General features: G+C 65.1%; 14 protein-coding genes. 10 read left to right on the forward strand and 4 right to left on the reverse strand.

Features of this window, described 5'->3' with window-relative positions; genetic code table 11:
- Positions 1 to 146 precede the first annotated feature (146 nt).
- The 6 genes from pqqA (at position 147) to pip (ending at position 4,602) form a co-directional block, all read left to right on the forward strand.
- Positions 147 to 227, forward strand: a complete 81-nt coding sequence (pqqA, locus tag ACE10X_RS33050; protein ID WP_035635412.1) for a pyrroloquinoline quinone precursor peptide PqqA — start codon at positions 147 to 149, stop codon at positions 225 to 227.
- Between the two features lie 160 nt (positions 228 to 387).
- Positions 388 to 1,317 (forward strand): pyrroloquinoline quinone biosynthesis protein PqqB, encoded by a 930-nt coding sequence (gene pqqB / locus ACE10X_RS33055; RefSeq protein ID WP_038382979.1) that lies wholly within the window; start codon positions 388 to 390, stop codon positions 1,315 to 1,317.
- A gap of 20 nt (positions 1,318 to 1,337) precedes the next feature.
- Positions 1,338 to 2,093 (forward strand): pyrroloquinoline-quinone synthase PqqC, encoded by a 756-nt coding sequence (gene pqqC, locus ACE10X_RS33060; RefSeq protein ID WP_028342422.1) that lies wholly within the window; start codon positions 1,338 to 1,340, stop codon positions 2,091 to 2,093.
- 10 nt (positions 2,094 to 2,103) lie between these two features.
- A complete protein-coding gene (gene pqqD / locus ACE10X_RS33065; RefSeq protein ID WP_016839838.1) occupies positions 2,104 to 2,412 on the forward strand; it encodes a pyrroloquinoline quinone biosynthesis peptide chaperone PqqD in 309 nt (102 codons plus the stop codon).
- A complete protein-coding gene (gene pqqE / locus ACE10X_RS33070; RefSeq protein WP_375763397.1) occupies positions 2,409 to 3,641 on the forward strand; it encodes a pyrroloquinoline quinone biosynthesis protein PqqE in 1,233 nt (410 codons plus the stop codon). Before pqqD ends, pqqE begins: the two co-directional genes overlap by 4 nt.
- Entirely contained in the window at positions 3,631 to 4,602 is a 972-nt protein-coding gene (gene pip / locus ACE10X_RS33075; protein WP_038382977.1) for a prolyl aminopeptidase, read from the forward strand. The genes pqqE and pip overlap by 11 nt, the downstream gene beginning before the upstream one ends.
- Before the next feature lie 168 nt (positions 4,603 to 4,770).
- Here the strand turns inward: pip and ACE10X_RS33080 are convergent, their stop codons facing one another.
- The gene (locus ACE10X_RS33080; RefSeq protein WP_304557586.1) at positions 4,771 to 7,128 is read right to left on the reverse strand and encodes a caspase domain-containing protein; all 2,358 of its coding nucleotides are present in this window, start codon (positions 7,126 to 7,128) and stop codon (positions 4,771 to 4,773) included.
- A gap of 183 nt (positions 7,129 to 7,311) precedes the next feature.
- On the opposite strand from ACE10X_RS33080, the gene ACE10X_RS33085 reads away from it, so the two are divergent.
- The 4 genes from ACE10X_RS33085 (at position 7,312) to ACE10X_RS33100 (ending at position 12,939) form a co-directional block, all read left to right on the forward strand.
- Complete coding sequence (locus ACE10X_RS33085) at positions 7,312 to 7,983, forward strand: DUF4286 family protein (protein ID WP_038382972.1); 672 nt, start codon at positions 7,312 to 7,314, stop codon at positions 7,981 to 7,983.
- Between the two features lie 287 nt (positions 7,984 to 8,270).
- Positions 8,271 to 10,070 (forward strand): FAD-dependent oxidoreductase, encoded by a 1,800-nt coding sequence (locus tag ACE10X_RS33090; RefSeq protein WP_038382971.1) that lies wholly within the window; start codon positions 8,271 to 8,273, stop codon positions 10,068 to 10,070.
- Entirely contained in the window at positions 10,040 to 11,887 is a 1,848-nt protein-coding gene (locus tag ACE10X_RS33095; protein WP_018273082.1) for a 2-oxoacid:acceptor oxidoreductase subunit alpha, read from the forward strand. The genes ACE10X_RS33090 and ACE10X_RS33095 overlap by 31 nt, the downstream gene beginning before the upstream one ends.
- Positions 11,884 to 12,939: a 2-oxoacid:ferredoxin oxidoreductase subunit beta gene (locus ACE10X_RS33100; protein WP_028332672.1), complete on the forward strand. Its 1,056-nt coding sequence runs from the start codon at positions 11,884 to 11,886 to the stop codon at positions 12,937 to 12,939. Before ACE10X_RS33095 ends, ACE10X_RS33100 begins: the two co-directional genes overlap by 4 nt.
- Before the next feature lie 402 nt (positions 12,940 to 13,341).
- Here the strand turns inward: ACE10X_RS33100 and ACE10X_RS33105 are convergent, their stop codons facing one another.
- The 3 genes from ACE10X_RS33105 to ACE10X_RS33115 form a co-directional block, all read right to left on the reverse strand.
- The gene (locus tag ACE10X_RS33105) at positions 13,342 to 14,034 is read right to left on the reverse strand and encodes an ABC transporter substrate-binding protein (protein ID WP_244435706.1); all 693 of its coding nucleotides are present in this window, start codon (positions 14,032 to 14,034) and stop codon (positions 13,342 to 13,344) included.
- 178 nt (positions 14,035 to 14,212) lie between these two features.
- Complete coding sequence (locus ACE10X_RS33110; RefSeq protein WP_375763398.1) at positions 14,213 to 15,757, reverse strand: SpoVR family protein; 1,545 nt, start codon at positions 15,755 to 15,757, stop codon at positions 14,213 to 14,215.
- Positions 15,758 to 15,761: 4 nt separating this feature from the next.
- On the reverse strand, positions 15,762 to 17,030 hold the full coding sequence (locus ACE10X_RS33115) for a YeaH/YhbH family protein (protein ID WP_038382968.1): 1,269 nt from the start codon (positions 17,028 to 17,030) through the stop codon (positions 15,762 to 15,764).

Genomic DNA, 17,030 nt, shown 5'->3' on the forward strand with positions numbered 1-17,030 from the left:
TTGTGAGTGGGCAGAACTTGCCTGCCGCAGTGCAGCATACCTTGCGAGGCGGCACCTTACAGAAAATTTAACTGGCGAACTTTTCCAACCACAGTACTTTACTCTGCAGGGCGGAAAGTTCGTCCGGTTGCAACAAGGAGAGCCAAATGGCCTGGAAAGCACCGAAGATCGTGGAAGTGTCGGTCGGCATGGAAATCAACATGTATATGTGCGCAACCCGCAAGTAGGCGGCAGCGCCCCATACACGTTTAGCGTTTTAGCGCAGGTGGACATCCGGGCGTAACGCGCTCCCGAGCAAGGGAGTGTGTTTCAAATCCGGGGTCCACCTCGTAACGTTTTTGGGTCCAACAGACTTCTCCAGGGCCAAGCTTCTCCAGGGGACGGATCATGCTTCGTGTCGTCGTCCTGGGTGCCGCGGCGGGTGGCGGCGTTCCGCAGTGGAACTGCGGCTGTGCCGTCTGCAGGACGGCGCGAAGCGACCATCCCGAACTGCAGAGCACGCAAGCCTCGATCGCCGTCAGCGGCGACGGCGCGCACTGGTTCCTGGTCAATGCGTCCCCGGATTTGCGCCAGCAGTTGATTGCCACGCCGCAGCTGCATCCGAAGCACGGCGCACTGCGCCACAGCCCGGTCGCGGGCGTCATCCTCACCAATGGCGAGATCGACGCGGTCGCCGGGCTGCTGTCGATGCGTGAGGGCTCGCCGTTCACGATCTACGCGCATGAGCGGGTGCTTGCGATCCTGCGCTCGAACAGCATCTTCAACGTGCTCAGCGACAAGAACGTCGACCGCCGGCCGATCGCGGTCGACCAGGCCTTCGAACCGGCCCTGCCCGACGGATCGCCGTCCGGGCTCGAGGTGCTGCCGTTCGAGGTTCCCGGCAAGGGCGCGTGGTACCTTGAGGGCAAGGCGCATCCGGCGGGCGCCGACGGCGTCGGCGATACGCTCGGCCTGCGTATTGCGGACAGGCGCCGCGGCAAATATTTCTATTTCCTGGCCGCCTGCGCACGGGTGACCGACGACCTGAAATCGCGGCTCAGGGGCGCCCCGCTGGTGTTTTTCGACGGCACGGTGTGGCGCGACGACGAACTGATCGCGGCGGGCCTTGGCAACAAGACCGGCCAGGGCATGGGCCATATCGCCATGTCGGGCGATCAGGGTGCGATCGCCAGCCTCGCCGGGCTCGACATCGGACGAAAAGTGTTTTTGCATATCAACAACTCCAACCCGGCGCTGCTTGGGACCTCGGCCGAACGCAAGGCGGCCGAACAGGCGGGCTGGCAGATTCCCTCCGACGGAACGGAGATCGTGCTGTGAATGTCGTGCCTACCACCGGAATGACCGCGCTCTCGATCGGCAAGGGCATCACGCTCGACAGTGCCGAGGAGATGGAGGCGACGCTGCGCACGATCGGTGCCACGCGCTATCACAGCCTGCACCCGTTCCACCGCCTGCTGCACGGCGGCAAGCTCAACAAGGGCCAGGTCCAGGCCTGGGCGCTGAACCGCTATTACTACCAGAGCACAATCCCGCTGAAGGACGCGATGGTGATCTCGCGCTTCCGCGACCGCAACACAAGGATCGAATGGCGTCACCGCATCGAGGATCACGACGGCGATCTCGGCAATGAAGGCGGCATCGAGCGCTGGCTGAAGCTGACCGAAGGCCTCGGCCTCGACACGGCCTATGTGGAGTCCACCGAAGGCATTCTGCCGGCGACGCGCTTTGCGGTCGAAGCCTATGTGCATTTCTGCCGCGACCGCACCCCGCTGGAGGCGATCGCCTCCTCGCTCACCGAATTGTTCGCGCCGAACCTGCACGAGGAGCGTATCTCGGGGATGCTGAAGCACTACGACTTCGTCAACCCCGACATCATGAGCTATTTCAGCCGCCGCCTGACCCAGGCGCCGCGCGACGCCGGCTTCGCGCTCGACTACGTCAAGCAGCACGCCAGGACGCCGGCGGAGCGCGAGGCGGTCTGCAATGCGCTGATCTTCAAGACCAACGTGCTGTGGGTGCAACTCGATGCGCTCTATCACGCCTATGTCGACGGCCAGATTCCGCCCGGCGCCTTCGTGCCGAAGACAGGTTAGGGACACGATCATGGCCAGCCGCAACATCAGCGTCAGCGAGACCAGCCGGCCGAAACTGCCGCGCCATACCAAGCTGAAATTCGACGAGACGCGGCAGGTCTGGGTGATCCTGGCGCCGGAGCGCGTGCTGGCGCCGGATGACATCGCGGTCGAGGTGCTGCAACTCTGCGACGGCGTGCGCAGCGTCGCCGCGATGGTGGACCAGCTCGCGGAGAAATATGCCGCCCCGCGCGAGGCGATCGCAACCGACGTGATCGCTATGTTGCAGGATCTGGCCGACAAGGGCTTTCTCACCGAAGCGCGCGAGAGCACAGCATGAGTGACACGCTCGCCGACAACAAGACAACGACAGCAGGCCCAACCGACGGGCTCGCGGTGCTCGAGCAAACGCGCTCGGCGGCGGAGACCTACGGCATTCCCCTTGCGGTGCTCCTCGAGATCACCCACCGCTGCCCGCTGCAATGCCCGTATTGCTCCAACCCGGTCGAGCTCGACCGCGGCTCGACCGAGCTCACCACCGACGAATGGAAGAAGGTGCTGAGCGAGCTTGCCGAGCTCGGCGTGCTGCAGATCCATTTCTCCGGCGGCGAGCCGACAGCGCGCAAGGATATCGTCGAGCTGGTGCAGCACGCGACCGATGTCGGGCTGTATTCGAACCTGATCACCTCGGCCGTGCTGCTGACCAGGGACAAGCTTGCGGCGCTGGCCGATGCCGGCCTCAGCCATGTGCAGATCAGCTTCCAGGGTAATGAGCCCGTTGTGGCGGACCGCGTCGCAGGTCTGAAGGATGCGCATCGCAAGAAGCTCGAAGTCGCGAAATGGACACGCGAGCTGGAATTGCCGCTCACGGTGAATGCGGTGATGCACCGGCAGAACCTGCATCAGCTGCCCGACATCATCCAGATGGCGGTCGACCTCGACGCCGACCGTCTCGAGGTCGCCAACGTGCAGTATTACGGCTGGGCGTTGAAGAACCGCGCCGCGCTGATGCCGACGATCGAGCAGATCGAGGAGACCAGCCGCATCGTCGAGGAAGCCCAGGTGCGCCTGAAGAGCACGCTCGCGATCGACTATGTGGTGCCGGACTACTACGCGCTGCGACCGAAGAAATGCATGGGCGGCTGGGGCCGCCAGTTCTTCAACATCTCGCCGGCCGGCAAGGTGCTGCCCTGCCACGCCGCCGAAAGCATCACCGGGCTCGAATTCGAATCGGTGCGCTCGAACCATTCGATCGCCTGGATCTGGCAGAACTCCGAGGCCTTCAACCGCTATCGCGGCACCGGCTGGATGCCGGAGCCGTGCAAGAGCTGCGAATTCCGCGAGGTCGATTACGGCGGTTGCCGCTGCCAGGCCTTTGCGCTGACCGGCGATGCCGGCAACACCGACCCGGCCTGCGCGCTGTCGCCGCGACACGAGGAGATCTTCAAGCAGGCCGAGCAGGAATCCGCCGGCACGCAGAACCGCTTCCTGTATCGCAATTTCGCCGGCGGCACGCTGGAGACGGACGAACCCCAAATCGGATCCCAGGACAAGCGCAATGGCGCCTGACGCCGATGTCGGCAAGGCCGCGAGGCGTGCCGATCCCTTTGCGCCGCTGACGTCGGAATGGCTCGACGTCGGCGATGGCCACGATCTCCATGTCGAGAGCGTCGGGCGCGAGGGCGGCATTCCCGCGGTCTATCTGCATGGCGGCCCCGGCAGCGGCTGCCAGCCCGATCATCGCCGGCTGTTCGATCCCGAGCGCTTTCACGCCGTGCTGTTCGACCAGCGCGGCTGCGGTCGCAGCCGGCCGAAAGGCAGCCGCGACAACAACACGACGCAGCACATGATCGCGGACATGGAGAAGATCCGCGAGCGGTTCGGCTTCGCGCGCTGGATGGTGGTCGGCGGCTCCTGGGGCGCGACGCTGGCGCTGGCCTATGCGCAGGCCCATCCCGAACGGGTCAGCGGGCTGGTGCTGCGCGCGACGTTTCTCGGCACAGCCGAGGAGCTGGACGATGTTTTCCTGCGCGCCTTGCCGCGCTTCTATCCCGCCCTCTCCGAGGACTTCCTCAACTTCCTGCCCGAGAGCGAGCGTGCATCGCCGCTTGCCGCCTATTATCGCCGCATCCTCGATCCCGACGCCGCCGTGCATGCGCCGGCCGCGCGCGCCTGGCACGACACCGAACGCGCGCTGTCGGAGCACACGCCGAAGCAGACGCGGCTCGACCTCAAGGCCTCAGGCGCCCTGCCCTCGACGCCGTTCATGGAGGCGCACTACTTCGCCAACAATTGCTTCATGCGGCCGCACCAGTTGATGGACGAGGCCGACAGGCTCGCCGGCATTCCCGGCATCCTGGTGCAGGGCCGCTACGATCTGTTGTGCCCGCCCGCGACCTCGCACGCGCTCGCTGCGCGCTGGCCGGGCAGCGAGGTCCGCATCGTCGATGGCGCGGGCCACATCCTCTACGATCCCGGCATCCGCAACGCCGTGATGAAGGCGATCGCCGACCTCGCCGCCAAGCGCTAGAGCGTTTTCGAGCGAAGTGGGCACCGGTTCGCGTGAAGAAAACGCGTCAAAACAAGTATCTAGAGCTTCGGTTCTGATCCAATCAGAACCGAAAATGCTCTAGGCCGCCGCAGGAACACCCTCGACATCAGGAGCCGGTGAAGAACTCGACCGGCTCCCTTGCTTCCCTCAATGTTTGCACTTGCCGGGAGGACATGCCGGCGCTGCCCGTGGCGCGGGCGCAGGCCTTGGCGGCGCCGCCATTCGCGGCGGCGGTGCTGCGCGTTGCGCCTGCATCGCCGGCCGTGGCGGCGGCGTAACGTGCGGAGCCGGAGCCGGTGCCGGACGCGGCGCAACGGCGGCGGCGCGCGGCGGCGGGGCAACCGGCCGCGGCGGCGGAGCTGCGGCCCGCACCGGCGGAGCTGCGGCATGCGTCGGCGCGGGCCGGGAGACCGGCGCCGGCGACACCGCGGCGCGGGCGGGTGCCGGGCGCGCGGCCGGCGGCGGCCGTGTCGACATCGCGCGGTTCGCCGGTGACGGCGCCGCCGAGGGCTTCACGTTTGCGGTCGGCGCGATCGCGGCATGCGGGAGCGGTTGCGCGCCCGGCTTGCCGGCGGCCGCGGGTGAGGAGGGCGCGTTTGTCGCCGGGGCGGCACCGGGCTTGGCCGGAGGAGCAGGCTGCGCATTGGCAGGCGCCATCGCGGTCGCCGGCTTGCCCGGCACCACCGCATTCGGCTTTGCCCCAGGTTGCGCGGCGCCGGATTGTGCGGCTCCCGGAGGCACAGCGCCATGCTGCATGGCATTGGGCGGTGCGGTCGCCGACTGCGGCAGCGGCGGTCCATTTTTCGCGCCCGGCAGGGTATGGGCACCCGGTGTGCCCGGCGCGCCCATCGCATTCGGAGCGGCGGCAGCATTCGGAGTGGCAGCAGCGTTCGGTGCCGCGGCAGCGTTTGGTGCGGCGCGTGGAGCTCCCATCGCCGCACCTTGCGCGGGCGTCACGCCTTGCGCAGCGCCAGGCAGGTTGGCGCGCTGCATTGCCGCAGCCGGCAGTCGCGGTGCCGCCGTCACCGGCGCGCCGCCCATCGCCGCCGTCACCCCGGCCGCATGGAGCTGCGCCGGCGTCGGGTTGGGATTGTTGATGACCGTGTTGATGACGGTGGTGTTGTGGATGTTGTTGAACACGATGTTGTTCTGCGGCGGCACGACATAGGCCGGTGCGGCGACATAGGCCGGCATCGCCACGAACATCGGCGTCGGCAGCACGTACAGGCCGATCGGCGGCGGCGGTGGCGGCAGCACGACGAAGTCCGGCGGCGGCGGCGGCAGGAAGACCACCGGCGGCGGCGGGGGCGGCGCGAAGTCGAACACCGGATCGCTGTAGTACAGCACCGGACGGTCGACATAGACGACCTCGTCGGGCGGCGGCGGCGGCACGTCATAGTCGAGCACCGTGAACTGCGGCGGCGGCTCGAGCGCGGCCGACAGATAGGCGAGCCGGCGCCGGGCGTCGTATGCATGCGGCCCGCGCGGATAACGCCGCAGGTACGACCAGTACGCATCAGGCGTGTCGGCATTGTAGGTGCGCCGCCAGGTGATCGCCTCGCGCCGCGCCGCCACGATCGCGCGCACGCGCCTCGCCAGCGGATCGCTCGGATAGGCCTGCAGGTAGTCCTCGTAGCCCTGCAGCGTGTCGCGCTCCAGCGCCGCGGCGTAGGCATCCTGCGCCGAGAAATCGCGGATCGGCTTGGTGCGCAGCCCGGCATCGACCTGCTGCGGCGGGGCGTCCGGCTTGCGCTCGAAGAACATGAAGGGCGCGTCGACCTTGTGCGCATCCCACGGGATCTCGGCGCCCTTGGTCATCTCGTTGACGCGCAGGCGGACGCGGTCGAACACCTCGGGCAAGGTCAGGCCGCCGGTGCGGATCATTTCCGCCAACGCTTGCGCATAAGGCCCGTAAGGCGGCGCACCGTCAGGGGCGACGGTGCCGGGCGCCGAGTTGAAGCCGATCAGCATCTTCGGATCGGGATCGACCAGCGCAAGACCGCCGGCCAGCGGCTGACCTTCCTTGGCGAACGGATTGCTGCGCGCCGCATCGAGCACGATCACGCCGGCCTTGATCGGCAGCGCCGAGAGTTGGTGGCTGTAGTCGGAGATGCGGATCGCCTCGACCGGCACGTCGGTGTCGCGGGCGATCTTGGCGTCGACCGGCACGAAATAGTTCTCGCCGGTGAGCTGCACGCCGTAGCCGGCGAGATAGACGAAGGCGACGGCATTGGGCCCCGCCTCCTGCACCTTCTGGATGAAATCGCGGAACGATTTGCGCAGCGTCTCGCCGTCGAGATCGCGTGCGCCGATCACGTCGAAGCCGGCGGCCTGCAAGGTCTGCGCGATCAGGCCGGCATCGTTCGCGGCGGTCTGCAACGCGCCGGCCTCATAGGCGCCGTTGCCGACGACAAGTGCGAGACGCTTTTCCTGATCCTGCGCATGCACGGGAAGCGAGGCGAGCGACACCAGACCGACGATCAATGCCCACAGAATGCGTGCCATGGTGGCCGTCCCTTTTCTTCTCGAGAGTTGGTGTAGCGAATGAAATGCTACCTCTGTGAACCGATGCTGAACAGGTTGCGGCAATTGTGGCAATCCTTGGTCTGCGCTGCCGGGAACCGGCTTCCCTGGTCCACGCGATCAGGCGATATTGCGCGGATAAAACAGGCAAAAAAGGAGCATTCGATGCCAATCGCCGGACAAGGCATGCTGCTGACCTCGATGGATATCGACAGCTTGCACGAAGCTGAATTCAATCGCTGGTACGACCGCGAGCATCTCGAGGAACGGGTCGCCATCGACGGCTTCCTGGAAGCCCGCCGCTACGTCGCCCATGACGGCAAGCCGAAATATCTCAGCCTCTACTCGACCGCGACCTTCGATGTGCTCGAGAGCCCGGCCTATCGCAAGGCGCTCGCCAACCAGACCGACTGGTCGAAGGCCAATATCGCGCGCTTTCAGAACATGATCCGCGGGGTCGCGCGCATCACGATCAGCCGCGGCGTCGGCAGGGGCGCAGCCCTCGGCATCATCCGCCTGCGCCCGCCCGTCGAAGGCGCGGACAAACTTCGCGCTGCATTGCGGGAGCAACTCGATCCAGCTTCGCGCAACGGCATCATCTCGATGCACCTCCTGGAGAACGACCCTGACCTGTCGAAACCGCTCACGCCGGATGCGCAGAAAGCCGATCCCGGCGCCGGCGACTGGTTCGTGCTGATCGACGCGACCGACGTCAGCGTGGTCCCCAACGCGGCTGCAGGCATCACCGGCAATGCAGCCTTGAAGCCGCTTGTGGTCACCAGCGGCGTTTACAGGCTGTTGTGGGATATCGCGAAGAGCGACCTTCCGCGCCCGTAAAGCACGATCCGGAAACGTGCGAAGCGCTTTCCCGAAAAAAATCTTCTCAACAAGTGGCGGCGCAGATCATGCTGCACCGCCACATAACGCAATCGAGATTAACGCTACACGCGCATCAGCCGCGCGAAAGCTGATGATCGGACAATTTAGCCTTTGCCTTCTCTGGAACGGCTCTAATAAGATAAGCCTATGATCCAATTCAAAAACCAGAACAACGCAACGTGAGCGTTCGTCGTCAACGATAAGGCCGCGCGGGTCTGGCATTTTCGCGCGGGTCAAAGGTAGGAATGAAACCGACTGATATCTCGGCGCCGGATTACTTTCATAAAGTAGTCGACTGCCAATGGGCCTGCCCCGCACACACCCCTGTTCCCGAGTACATCCGGTTGATTGCTGAGGGGCGTTACAGCGACGCCTACATGATCAATTGGAAGTCCAACGTGTTCCCCGGCATTCTCGGGCGCACCTGCGACCGTCCATGCGAGCCGGCATGCCGCCGCGGCCGGGTCGAGGACAATCCGGTCGCGATCTGCCGCCTGAAGCGCGTCGCCGCGGACTTCAAGGACGACATCAAGCATCGCCTGCCGAAGCCCGGGCCGAAGAACGGCAAGCGCATCGCGCTGGTCGGCGGCGGCCCTGCCTCGCTCACGGTGGCGCGCGATCTCGCGCCGCTCGGCTATCACTGCACCGTGTTCGACGGCGATCCCAAGGCCGGCGGCATGATGCGCAGCCAGATTCCGAAATTCCGCCTGCCCGACAGCGTGATCGACGAGGAGACCGACTACATCCTGAACCTCGGTGTCGAGTTCAAGGGTGGCCGCCGCGTCGACAGCCTGAAGCAGCTGCTCGCCGAGAACTATGATGCGATATTCGTCGGCTCTGGCGCGCCGCGCGGCCGCGAGCTCGACATCCCCGGCCGCAAGGAGGCCGCCGCCAACATCCATATCGGCATCGAGTGGCTGGCCAACGTGTCGTTCGGCCACGTCGACAAGATCGGCCGCCGCGTCATCGTGCTCGGCGGCGGCAACACCGCGATGGATTGCTGCCGCACCGCGCGGCGCCTCGGCGGCGAAAGCGTCAAGGTGATCGTCCGCTCCGGCTTTGAGGAAATGAAGGCCTCGCCGTGGGAGAAGGAAGACGCGCTTCACGAGGACATCCCGATCCTCAACTACATGGTGCCGGTGGCGTTCAAGCATGTGGCCGGCAAGCTGATCGGCGTCACCTTCCAGAAGGTGAAGGCGGAGTACGACGCCAAGGGCCGCCGCAATCTGGTGCCCTCGGGCGAGCCTGACGAGACCGTGCCCTGCGACGATGTGCTCGTTGCGGTCGGCCAGGAGAACGCGTTCCCCTGGATCGAAGCCGATTGCGGCATCGAATTCGACAAGTGGCACATGCCGAAGGTCGATCCCAAGACGTTCGTCTCGACCAATCCGAAGGTGTTCTTCGGCGGCGATGCGGCGTTCGGGCCGAAGAACATCATCTGGGCCGTGGCGCACGGCCACGACGCCGCGCTCTCCATCCACCGATTGCTGTCCGGCGAGGACATCAACGAGCGCCCGCTGCCCGAGGTGCACGTCACCTCGCAGAAGATGGGCATCCACGAGTGGAGCTACGACAACGACATCTCCGCCGACAAGCGCTTCAAGGTGCCGCATCGCGACAAGGTGGTCGCGCTGAAGGACATCCGCGCCGAGGTCGAGCTCGGTTACGACCTCAAGCTCGCGCTCGGCGAGGCGCAGCGCTGCCTGAATTGCGACGTGCAGACGGTTTTCTCCGCGCCGCTGTGCATCGAATGCGACGCCTGCGTCGACATCTGTCCGATGGACTGCATCAGCTTCACCGAGAACGGCGAGGAGGATGATTTGCGGCAGCGGCTGAAAGCGCCCTCGCCGCATCACGACCAGGCGCTCTACGTCTCCGGCGACCTCAAGACCGGCCGCGTCATGGTGAAGGACGAAGACGTCTGCCTGCATTGCGGGCTGTGTGCCGAGCGCTGCCCGACCGGCGCCTGGGACATGCAGAAGTACCTCATCGATATGGTTCAAGCGGGATCAACATGTCAGTCCAAAGCCCGATCAGCAGCGTAAACGACTTCGTCGTCCGCTTCGCCAACGTCAACGGTTCGGGCTCGGCCTCCGCCAACGAACTGTTCGCGCGCTCGATCCTGCGCCACGGCGTGCCGGTCTCACCACGCAACATCTTCCCCTCCAACATCCAGGGCCTGCCGACCTGGTATGAGGTGCGCGTCACCGAGGACGGCCATCTCGGCGCCCGCGGCGGCGTCGACTTGATGGTGGCGATGAACCCGCAGACCTGGGACAAGGACGTCGCCTCGATCGAGCCCGGCGGCTATCTGTTCTACGATTCGACCAAGCCGATGCCGTCGTCGAAATTCCGCGAGGACATCACCGTCATCGGCGTGCCGCTGACCGCGATCACCAACTCGACCTACACCGATCCCAGGCAGCGCCAGCTGTTCAAGAACATCATCTATCTCGGCGCGCTCTGCGCCCTGCTCGACCTCGATCCCAAGCTGGTCGAACAGCTGATCGGCGAGCAGTACAAGGGCAAGGAGAAGCTGCTCTCCTCCAACGTCCATGCGCTGCATCTCGGCCGCGACTGGGCGCTGCAGAACCTGAAATGCCCGCTCGGGCTGCGGGTGAAGAAGTCCGACAAGGTCGGCGACCGCATCTTCGTCGAAGGCAACAGCGCGGCCGCGCTCGGCGCCGTCTATGGCGGCGCCACCGTGTGCGCCTGGTATCCGATCACCCCGTCATCGTCGGTGGCGGAAGCCTTCACCAGCCACTGCAAGAAGTACCGCCACGATCCCGAAACCGGCAAGGCGAAATACGCGATCGTGCAGGGCGAGGACGAGCTCGCCTCGATCGGCATCGTGATCGGCGCGTCCTGGAACGGCGCGCGGGCCTTCACCGCGACCTCGGGTCCCGGCATCTCGCTGATGACCGAGTTCATCGGCCTGTCCTACTTCGCCGAGATCCCGGCCGTGATCATGAACATCCAGCGCGCCGGCCCCTCGACGGGCATGCCGACCCGCACCCAGCAATGCGACGTGATCGCCTGCGCCTATGCCTCGCATGGCGATACCAAGCACGTGCTGCTGTTCCCGGAGGATCCGGCGGAGGCGTTCGAGTTCGCAGCGGCCGCCTTCGACCTCGCCGAACGGCTGCAGACCACGATCTTCCTGATGCTCGATCTCGACATCGGCATGAACCACCGGCTGTGCCGTCCGCTGAAGTGGGACGACGCGAAGCAATACGACCGCGGCAAGGTGATGACGGCGGAGATGCTCGAGGAAGGCCGCGACTTCGGCCGCTATCTCGACGTCGACGGCGACGGCATCCCCTATCGCACCTATCCGGGCACGCATCCGACCAAGGGTTCCTACTTCACCCGCGGCACCTCGCGCGACCGCTACGCGCGCTATTCCGAGGAAGGCGCGGTCTACGCCGACAACATGCAGCGCCTGGTCCGCAAGTTCGAGACCGCCCAGGACATGGTGCCGCGGCCCCTGCAGGCCAATGCGGCGAAGCCGACCAAATACGGCGTGATCTATTTCGGCTCGACCTCGCCCGCGATGGACGAGGCGATCGGGATCCTGGAGGCGCGCGGCCATCAGCTCGACCGCATGCGCATCCGCGCCTTCCCGTTCCACTCCAGCGTCGCGAGCTTCATCGCCGACCACGATTTCGTCTATGTGGTCGAGCAGAACCGCGACGCGCAGCTCCGCCAGCTGATCGTCAACGAGAACGGCATCGACCCCGTCAGGCTGGTGCCGATCCTGCACTATGACGGCACGCCGATCACCGCGCGCTTCATCGCAGGCGCGATCGGCGACCACCAGGATCATCTCAAGGTGACCCCTCTCCGCAAGGCCGTGACATGACCTACATTGCAAAGCCGAAGTTTCATCATCCGGGCCTGAAGAAGAACGAGCTGGGCTATACCCACCGCGACTATGAGGGGAAGATCTCGACCCTGTGCGCCGGCTGCGGCCACGATTCGATCACCGCCTCGATCATCGAGGCCTGTTACGAGCTCTCGATCGAGCCGCACCGGGTGGCGAAGATTTCCGGCATCGGCTGCTCGTCGAAGACGCCGGACTACTTCCTCGGCAATTCGCACGGCTTCAACTCGGTGCATGGCCGCATGCCGTCGGTGCTGACCGGCGCCAACCTCGCCAACCGCGACCTGATCTATCTCGGCGTCTCCGGCGACGGCGATTCCGCCTCGATCGGTTTCGGCCAGTTCGCGCATTCGATCCGGCGCGCCGTCAACATGACCTATATCGTCGAGAACAACGGCGTGTACGGCCTGACCAAGGGCCAGTTCTCGGCCACCGCCGACCGTGGCTCGAAGTCGAAAAAGGGCGTCACCAACACCGACAATGCGATCGACCTGGTCGCGATCGCGCTGCAACTCGGCGCCACCTTCGTGGCCCGCAGCTTCTCGGGCGACAAGACCCAGCTTGTGCCGCTGATCGCGGCTGCGATCCGCCACAAGGGAGCGTCCTTCATCGACGTGATCAGCCCCTGCATCGCCTTCAACAACCACGCCGGCTCGACCAAGAGTTTTGACTATGTCCGCGAGCACAATGACGCGGTGAACCGCCTCGACGTGCTGGTCGGCCGCGATCCGATCAGCGTCGACTATGCGCCGGGCACCGTGCAGGTGGTCGAGCAGCATGACGGCTCGCGGCTCGCGCTGCGCAAGCTCGACGCCGACTACGATCCGCATGATCGCCTCGGCGCGATGACCTTCCTGCAGAAGCACGCGGCCAAGGGCCAGATCGTCACCGGCCTGCTCTATGTCGATCCGGACGCCGAGGATCTGCACACCCATCTCGACACCGTCGAGACGCCACTCAACACGCTGGACGAGCAGGCGCTGTGCCCCGGCTCAGCGGTGCTCGACAAGATCAACGCCAGCCTGCGCTGAGCAGTGGCAGCACACTCCATGTCGTCCCTGCGAAAGCAGGGACCCATAACCACCGATGCAGATTGCCTGGCTATGCTGGGACGACGAGTCCCGTTCACGACAGCGCGGCGTATGGGCTCCTGCTTTCGCAGGGACGACAGCGGAGTTGGTGACGGCCACTTGTTGCTCAAGACGTCGTCGGCTTGCCGTCGCAACGCGGCAAAGACGTGCAGCAAACTCCGTGTCGTCCCTGCCTAGTGCGCAATTGCGCACGGGAGCAGGGACCCATAACCACCGATGCAGATTGCCTGGCTACGCCGGGACGACGAGTCCCGTTCACAACAGAAGCCGCGGCGTATGGGTCCCTGCTCCCGTGCGCAATTGCGCACTAGGCAGGGACCACAAGGACGGAGTTGGTGACGGCTACTTGTCGCTCAAGACGTCGCCGAACAGCGCCCAGGACTTGCCGTCGAACCGCGCCATCTGGATTTGCCGGATCGGCGTCACATTGTCGGGCTCGGTCTGCACCTTGATGCCGGGCAGCAGCATCGGCAATTCGAGCGCCTTCAGATTGGTCGCCTGCTTGATGATGTTGTCGCGGCTGTAATCGCCGTTGCAGTTCTTCAGCACCGCCGTCATGACCTGCGCCACCGTGTAGCCCTGCACGTTGAAGAGGTCGCCCGGGCTCGCATTCGGCTGGTACTTCTTCATCCAGGCCGCAAACTCCTTCTGCGCGGGATCGTCGGCCCAGCGCGGATCGGTCGGATCCTTCAGATAGAGGCCGGTCACGACGCCGATGACGTTCTCGAGGCCGGCGGGCTCGAGCACCGCGGAGACGGAATTGGAGACGGTCGGCAGGATGGTCAGCGGCTTCCAGCCCATGCTCGCCGCCTTGCGCAGCGCCTGGGCCACGAATTTCGGCGTCGCCTCGGCGAAGAACACGTCCGCGCCGGACTCGCGCATCGTCACCATCTGGGAATCGATGGTGGGATCGGTCGTGAGATACGTGGTCTCCGCGACGATCTGGCCGACATGCTCGCCGAGCCCGTCCTTGAAACCCCTGAGATAGTCCTTGCCGGCATCCTGCCCGTGCAGGCAATCGCGAAGAAGACGCAATGAGATTTCCGCATGCCGGCAATCACATTCGCTCGCCGAGCATCATGCGCTTTCAAGATCCGGAATGTTGCCCTGATGTTCATCATGTGAGCCTTCGATAGTCACGAAGGTTCACCGAGCAAGACTCGCATTCCGCGCGGCGGCCTGCGCCGCGCTCATCTTCGCGAGAGCATCATCCTCAAGCCGCGACCGCCGCCGCGCGCGGGCTGACGACATATTCCTTCAGCACCTTGTCGGTGCCGTCGATCTCGGTCAGCGCCACGTCGTAAGTCCAGAGATCGGCGAGATGCTGCAGCACGCGCCGGGCATCGGTCTCGTTGAGCTGCGCGCCCTTCACGGTGGTGTGACGCAGCATCAGCCGGCGATCGCCGTCGAGATCGACATCCACGACCTCGATATTGGCGTCGACGAAGCCGACGTCGTACTGCCGCGCCAGCTCGCGGCGGACCCGGCGGTAGCCGCGCTCGTCGTGGATCGCGTCGACCTTGATCCCCTGGCTTTCCGCGGGGTCGTCGTGCAAATGGAACATGCGGAAGCGCCGGATCAGCGCCGGGCTGAGGAACTGGTTGATGAAGCTCTCGTCGCGGTAGTTGCTCCAGATGTCGCGCAGCACGCCCTCGACGTCACCCTTGCCGGCGATGTCGGGGAACCACTCGCGGTCCTCGTCTTCCGGATTTTTCACGATCCGCTCGATGTCCTGCATCATGGCGAAGCCGAGCGCGTAGGGATTGAAGCCGGAATAGCGGCGGTCGTCGAATTCGGGCTGGAACACCACATTGGTGTGCGACTGCAGGAATTCGAGGAAATTGCCGTCGGTGATCCGGCCCTGCTGATGCAGCCGGCTCATGATGCGGTAATGGACGTAGGTCGCGGTGCCCTCGTTCATCACCTTGGTCTGGCCCTGCGGGTAGAAATACTGCGCGATGTGGCGAACGATGCGGATGAGTTCGCGCTGCCAGGGTGCAAGGCGCGGCGCGGTCTTCTCGAGGAAATAGAGGATGTTCTCCTGCGGCAAGCCGAGCAGCGCGCGGCGGCGCTCGGCCGTGAGCGCAGCCTTGCTCTTGGCCTTGGTGTTCGGCACCGTCCGCCACAAATCGTTGAACACGCTTTCCTCGTGCTGTCGGCGCTCGCCGGCCCGCTTCTCCTCGGCACGCAAATCGAGCGTCTTCTTTCCGGGATAGCGGTCGACGCCATGCGACATCAGCGCATGCGCGGCATCGAGCGTTCGCTCCACCGTCTCGCGGCCATGGCGGTCCTCGCAGACCGAGATGTAGCCCTTGGCGAATTCCAGATAGTCGAGAATGCCGTCGGCATCGGTCCACTGCTTGAACAGATAGTTGTTCTTGAAGAAGTGATTGTGCCCAAACGCCGCGTGCGCGATCACCAGCGTCTGCATCGTCGCCGTGTTCTCCTCCATGAGATAGGAGATGCACGGCGAGGAATTGATCACGATCTCATAGGCGAGGCCCATCAGGCCCTTGCGATAGGACGCTTCCTGGAACGCGAACTGCTTGCCGAACGACCAGTGCTTGTAGAACAGCGGCATGCCGACCGAGGAATAGGCGTCGAGCATCTGCTCGGCGGTGATCACCTCGATCTGGTTGGGATAGACGTCGAGCCCGAGCTCGGTGCGTGCGATTTTCTCGCAGGCGTCGTGGACCCGCTGCAAGGTCTGGAAATCCCAATCGGCGCCCTCGAACAGCCGTTCCCCGGAAGAACCCATCACGCTACACCCTTTCCTGCTTGCTGCGGCGCTTGAACAGGTCCTGGAACACCGGGAAGATCTCGCCGCGCTCGCTCACCTTGCGCATCGACAGCGGCGCGCCCTCGTTGCGCAGACGCTCATAGAGCGTCCAGAGCGAGGAGTCCGGCATGTCGAAGGTGTAGTTGGCGGCTTCGCCGACCTCGAGATAGGCGAAGAACTGGCAGACCGGCAGGATCTTGTCGGTCAGGAGGTGACCGGTCAGCGCGCTGTCGGAGGTCATGTTGTCTCCGTCCGAGGCCTGAGCGGCATAGATGTTCCAGTCGGCCGGACGGAAGCGGGTGCGGACGATATCGTTCATCGCGACCAGCGCGCTCGACACCAGCGTGCCGCCGGAAGCCGGTCCGTGGAAGAAGGTGTCTTCGTCAACCTCCTCGGCGCGGTCGGTATGGCGGATAAACACGATCTCGACGTGCTTGTAACGCCGCTTCAGGAACACGTAGAGCAGCATATAGAACCGCTTCGCCAGATCCTTCATGTGCTCGGACATCGAGCCCGAGACGTCCATCAGGCAGAACATCACGGCCTGCGCCACCGGCTTCGGCACCGTCTCGAAGCGGCGGTAGCGGATGTCGATCGGATCGATAAAGGGAATCCGCTTGGCCTTGGCCTTCAGCGCTTCGAGCAGCGCCAGCAGCTCGCGGCGGCGCGTGGCATCGTCGCATTCCGCAAGCTCGGCCTCGAGCGCCTCGATTTCGTCCTTGCGCGGCCGGCGCAGCGCCACGCGTCGCGCCAGCGCCCGGCTCACCGTGCGGCTGATCGAGATGTTGGCGGGCGATCCCGAGGTCGCATAGCCGGCGCGCTGAATGCCCTCGCTCTCGGTCTCCGCCAGCTTGCGCTTGGCAAGATCGGGCAGTTCGAGGTCGTCGAGGAAGAGGTCGACGAATTCCTCGCGGCTGAGCACGAAGCGGAAGGCGTCCTCGCTGTCGCCCTCGCCTGCGCCGGACCCCTTGGCGCCGCTTTGGTTCGGGCGCTGCAGCCAGTCGCCCTCGACGAACTTCTTGTTGCCGGGCAGCACCATGTCACGCGTGCCACCCTCGCGCCGGAACCGCGGCTCGTCCATGCCGTCCAGCGGGATTGTCACTTCGCCGCCCTCCAGGACATCCTTGATGTCCCGGTCCTGTGACGACTTCTTGACGGCTCCCTGCACCAGCGCCTTGGCGCGCCGCAGGAAGCGCTGGCGGTTCTCCAGGCTCTTGCTACCCGGATTCAACCGCCGATCGACGATATGCAT

This window comes from Bradyrhizobium sp. Pha-3 (assembly GCF_042258325.1).
GTDB lineage: Bacteria > Pseudomonadota > Alphaproteobacteria > Rhizobiales > Xanthobacteraceae > Bradyrhizobium > Bradyrhizobium elkanii.